This window comes from Bradyrhizobium sp. P2_E8 (assembly GCF_056403875.1).
Genome location: NZ_JBFUES010000628.1, coordinates 1 through 4,562, shown reverse-complemented (window position 1 = coordinate 4,562; position 4,562 = coordinate 1). Strand labels below are relative to the sequence as shown.

Here is a 4,562-nt window from a genome sequence, read left to right as displayed (position 1 = left end):
CTGGATGGGGCCCGGACGTCTTCACCTTGTGCCGCACGTCAATGCGCCGGTTGCCGATTTCCCGGTTCGCCGCGTCGTCGGCGCGCATCACTACATCGCCGATCTGACGCTGCCGTTCGGCCGCGTCGTCCACGACTACATCAGGGAGGCCGAGGCGACGGCCGCGACGGGACTGGCCGCGGAATAGGGCGGCGCCATCATCAAACTGTAACAGAGCCGTAATTGACTACCCGCGTGGGTCCGGAAGATGCCGTCAGCCGTCTTCCGGAGGCGGGGCATGTGTTGACGGTTGGGGCGACCATGGCTGAGCCGGCAAAGCTTGTCAGCGCGATATCGGGGTCTGAGCCTGCCATTCCGGGCCTGGTCTGGGCGTTCCGCCTGCACAGCGACGGCAGTGCCGAGGCGCTGCCGATCGACCAGCCGATCGAGTTCAGCCATGACGGCCGGCTCTGGCTGCATTTCAACCTGACCGACGCGCGGGCGCGGCCGTGGATTGCGGCATCAACGCTGCCGCCGCTTGCGCGCGAACTGCTGCTGTCGAACGACACGTTCCAGCAGCTCCATGTCATCGACCACTGCGTCTACGGCGTGTTCTCCGACCTCGTGCGCGACATCGACAGCGCCACGGAAGAGACCGCGTTCCTGCGCTTCGCCATGACCGAGCACCTGCTGGTCAGCGGCCGCCATCAGGCGCTGTGCTCGGCGGATGCGGCGCGCCGGGTGCTCGAAGGCGGCTACCGCGTCGACAACGTCGCCCATCTCCTGGAAAAGATCGTCGACGAGGTTGCCGACACGCTCGACAGGATGGCCGACAAGCTCGGGCAGGAGATCGACGGCATCGAGGAGCGCATCCTCGCCGACGWGGCGAGGCCGGAGATGCGCCGCACCCTCGGCCGGCTGCGCCGGACCTGCGTCAGGCTGCATCGTCAGCTCACCGGCCTGCGCGTGCTGTTTCACCGGCTCGACCAGAAGAACACCGATCACCTGTCGCCGGGCTTGCGGATCCACGCCGGCAAGCTGGCGCAACGGCTCGATGGCCTCGATCACGACATCGTCGAGCTGCGCGAGCGCAGCCGCCTGCTCGAGGAGGAGCTGCGCTTCAAGAACGAGGAGGAGAGCAACCGCCACCTCCACACGCTCTCCATCGTGACCTCGCTGCTGCTGCCACCGACGCTGATCACCGGCATCTTCGGCATGAACACCAAGGGCCTGCCGCTGACCGACATCGAGAGCGGATTTCTCTGGGCGGCGGTGCTGATGGCCTCGTCGGTCGGTGCCGCCTATTTGTTCATGCGGCGCACGGGCATTTTCAGGTAGCGCACCAGCCGTGAACGGCACTGCCGACAGATCTCCGCTGCGAAGCGTGGCTGCAATTGCGCTGGCATGCACCTTGGCCAGCACGAGCGCGCGCGCCGGCGCCAAGGACGAAAGCGCGGCCGAATGGCTGGCGCCAAAATGGTTCAACGAGTGGCATGACGGGCTCGCCAGCAAGGGCCTGAATTTCGGCGCCACCTATATCGCCGACAACATCGGCAACGTCTCGGGCGGCGTCGCGCGCGGCGCCATCCATTTCGGTCGCCTCGATCTGTCGGTCGATGCTGATCTGGACAAGCTCGTCGGCTGGACCGGCGGCCGGTTCTACGCCAACGCCTTCGTGATCTACGGCCGCGGGCTCTCGCGCAACTACGTGCAAAACCTCGCCACCATCAGCGAGATCGAGGCGCTGCCGGACCGGCGGCTCTACAACGCCTATTTCGAGCAGAGCTTCTTTGGCGACAGGCTGAACATCAGGGCCGGCCAGCAGGCCGCGGATGTCGAGTTCTTCGACAGCCAGACCGACGACCTCTTCATCAACGGCACCTTCGGCTGGCCGGCGATCAAGGCGAGCAATCTCCCGGCCGGCGGCCCGGCACCGCCGATCGCGGTGCCCGGCATTCGGGTCAAGGCCGCGCTGTCGGACCAGATCACCGCCTATGGCGCGGTGTTCAACGGCGATCCGTCCGGCCCGGGCGATGCCGATCCGCAGATTCGCGACCATCACGGCCTCGCGTTCCGCGTCAACGATCCGCCCTGGGTGATCGGGCAGGTCCGCTTCAACTACGACATCGATATCGGCGGCCGTCCGCTCGCCGGCAATTTCACGCCGGGTGCCTGGAAGCATTATGGCTCGTTCGACAGCCAGCGTTTTACGGCGGAGGGGCTCTCGATTGCCGATCCCTCTGGAAGCGGCGTTCCGGCCAGGCTTCGCGGCAACTACGGCATCTTCGCCGTCATCGAGCAGGTGCTCTACCGCCCGCCGGAGGTGAAGGACAACACCACCTCCGCGTCGATCCCGGGCGTCACCGCCTTCGGCCGCATCGCCTACAGCCCGCCGGACCGCAATCTGATCGACCTTTATCTGGACGGCGGCATCGGCTTCGTCGGATTTGTCCCAGGCCGTCCGCTCGACCGCTTCGGCGTGGCGATGGCCTATATGCGGATTTCGAACACCGCCCGCAATCTCGATCTCGACGCGCAAGCCTTCACCGGCGTGCAGAGCCCGGTGCGCAGCAACGAGACCCTGATCGAGATGATCTACGAGGCGCATATCAAGCCGGGCTGGCTGGTGGCGCCGTATTTCCAGTACGTGTTCCGCCCCTCGGGCGGCATCCCGAACCCGAACGATCCGAGCGGCGTTTCGCGGATCGGTGACGCCGCAGTCTTCGGCGTCACCACCACGATCCGGTACTAGGTTGGCTTACGCCATCGCGGCCTGCGTCTTCGGCTTCGGCTGCCGCGACAGCGCCAGCACGATCAGCGAGGCGAACACGCAGAGCGCGCCGGCGATGAAGAAGGCGGGCAGGTAGCTCTGGAGCAGCGTCCGCGACAGGCCGGCACCAARGGCGGCCGTGCCGGCACCGAGCTGATGCCCGGCAAAGATCCAGCCGAACACGAGATTGGCGCGCTCGGGGCCGAACTTCTGCGCGGTGAGGCGCACCGTCGGCGGCACGGTGGCGATCCAGTCGAGCCCGTAGAACATCGCGAAGATTGACAGGCCGTAGAACGAGAAATCGCTGAAGGGCAGGAAGATCAGCGAGAGCCCGCGCAGGCCGTAGTACCAGAACAGGAGCCAGCGATTGTCGTAACGGTCCGACAGCCAGCCCGACATGATGGTGCCGAAGAAGTCGAAAATGCCCATCGCAGCCAGCAGGCTTGCGGCCTGCACCTGCGGGATGCCGAAATCGAGGCACATCGGGATCAGGTGGACCTGCACGAGGCCGTTGGTCGAGGCGCCGCAGACGAAGAAGGTCGCAAACAGGATCCAGAACGCGCTCGATTTCGAGGCATCGCGCAGCGTGCCGAGCGCCACCGCCGTGATCGAGCCATGGTTGACGGGCGGGGCGGGCAGGGGCTCGCTGCCTTCGTCGCCGAACGGGCGCAGGCCGAGGTCGCTCGGACGGTCACGCATCGCGAGCAGCACTGCGAGTGCGGAAACGCCGAGCATGATGCAGACGAAGCCGAGCGCCAGCCGCCAGCCGAAGCGTTCGGTGAGGCTTGCGAGCAGCGGCAGGAACACGAGCTGGCCGGTGGCGACGCTCGCGGTCATGATGCCGACCACGAGGCCGCGCCGCGCCGCGAACCAGCGCGTGGCGATGGTGGCGCCAAGCACCAGCGCGGTCATGCCGGTGCCGATCCCGATCACGACGCCCCACAGGGCGATGAGCTGCCAGACCTCGGTCATGCCGAGCGATGCGACCAGCGCCGAGACCACGATCAGCTGCGCCGTGAGCGTGACGTTGCGCAGGCCGTAGCGGTTGAGCAGGGCGGCGGCGAACGGCGCCATCAGCCCGAACAGGATGAAGCGGATCGACAGCGCGGACGAAATCTCCGCCGTGCTCCAGCCGAACTCCTTCTGCAGGGGAACGATGAACACGCCGGGCGCACCGACCGTGCCGGCGCTGATCAGCGCGGCCAGGAAGGTCACGCCGACCATCACCCAGCCGTAGTGGATATTGCGGCGGCTGAGCGTTGCCGCGAGCCAGTTCGAGATCATTGGGCCTCAATCAGGGTTGGCGGTCCCTCGCGGGACTCGCGTCATCGTCGTAGTCTGGCATATTTGCTGGAAGTCTAAAACGTCAGACTTCCCTCAAAATCGGACATGACGGCTAGTGCGTCAGCCGCTCCACCGCGATGGCCGTGGCTTCGCCGCCGCCGATGCAGAGCGCGGCGACGCCGCGCTTGAGGTTCTGCGCCTCGAGCGCATGCAGCAGCGTCACGATCAGCCGCGCGCCGGTGGCGCCGATCGGATGGCCCAGCGCGCAGGCGCCGCCGTTGATGTTCAGCTTGTCGCGGGGAATGCCGAGATCGCGCTGCGCCGCCATCGCCACCACGGCGAAGGCCTCGTTGATCTCGAACAGGTCGACGTCACCGGCGGTCCAGCCGACCTTGTCGAGCAGCTTGCGGATCGCCGGGATCGGCGCCGTGGTGAACCATTGCGGCTCCTGGCTGTGGGTGGCGTGGCCCTTGATCACGGCAAGCGCCGGAAGGCCGCCCCGATCAGCGAGCGAGCGCTTGGTCAGCAC

4 protein-coding genes and 1 pseudogene are annotated in these 4,562 nt (G+C 66.7%); 3 read left to right on the top strand and 2 right to left on the bottom strand.

The genetic code is table 11. The features are described 5' to 3' along the window. The 3 genes from AC1D00_RS28255 to AC1D00_RS28245 form a co-directional block, all read left to right on the top strand. Positions 1–187 (top strand): acetoacetate decarboxylase family protein (locus tag AC1D00_RS28255; protein ID WP_477012919.1); only part of this gene is annotated, 187 nt, incomplete at its 5' end. Between the two features lie 113 nt (positions 188–300). After that, complete coding sequence (locus AC1D00_RS28250) at positions 301–1,317, top strand: transporter (RefSeq protein WP_477012918.1); 1,017 nt, start codon at positions 301–303, stop codon at positions 1,315–1,317. A gap of 10 nt (positions 1,318–1,327) precedes the next feature. After that, positions 1,328–2,731, top strand: a complete 1,404-nt coding sequence (locus tag AC1D00_RS28245; RefSeq protein WP_477012917.1) for a carbohydrate porin — start codon at positions 1,328–1,330, stop codon at positions 2,729–2,731. A gap of 6 nt (positions 2,732–2,737) precedes the next feature. Here AC1D00_RS28245 and AC1D00_RS28240 read toward each other — a convergent pair whose 3' ends face one another. Both AC1D00_RS28240 and AC1D00_RS28235 read right to left on the bottom strand, forming a co-directional pair. Beyond that, the gene (locus AC1D00_RS28240) at positions 2,738–4,033 is read right to left on the bottom strand and encodes an MFS transporter (protein ID WP_477012916.1); all 1,296 of its coding nucleotides are present in this window, start codon (positions 4,031–4,033) and stop codon (positions 2,738–2,740) included. Between the two features lie 112 nt (positions 4,034–4,145). Continuing rightward, positions 4,146–4,562, bottom strand: a pseudogene (locus AC1D00_RS28235) (acetyl-CoA C-acetyltransferase); the annotation flags it as partial.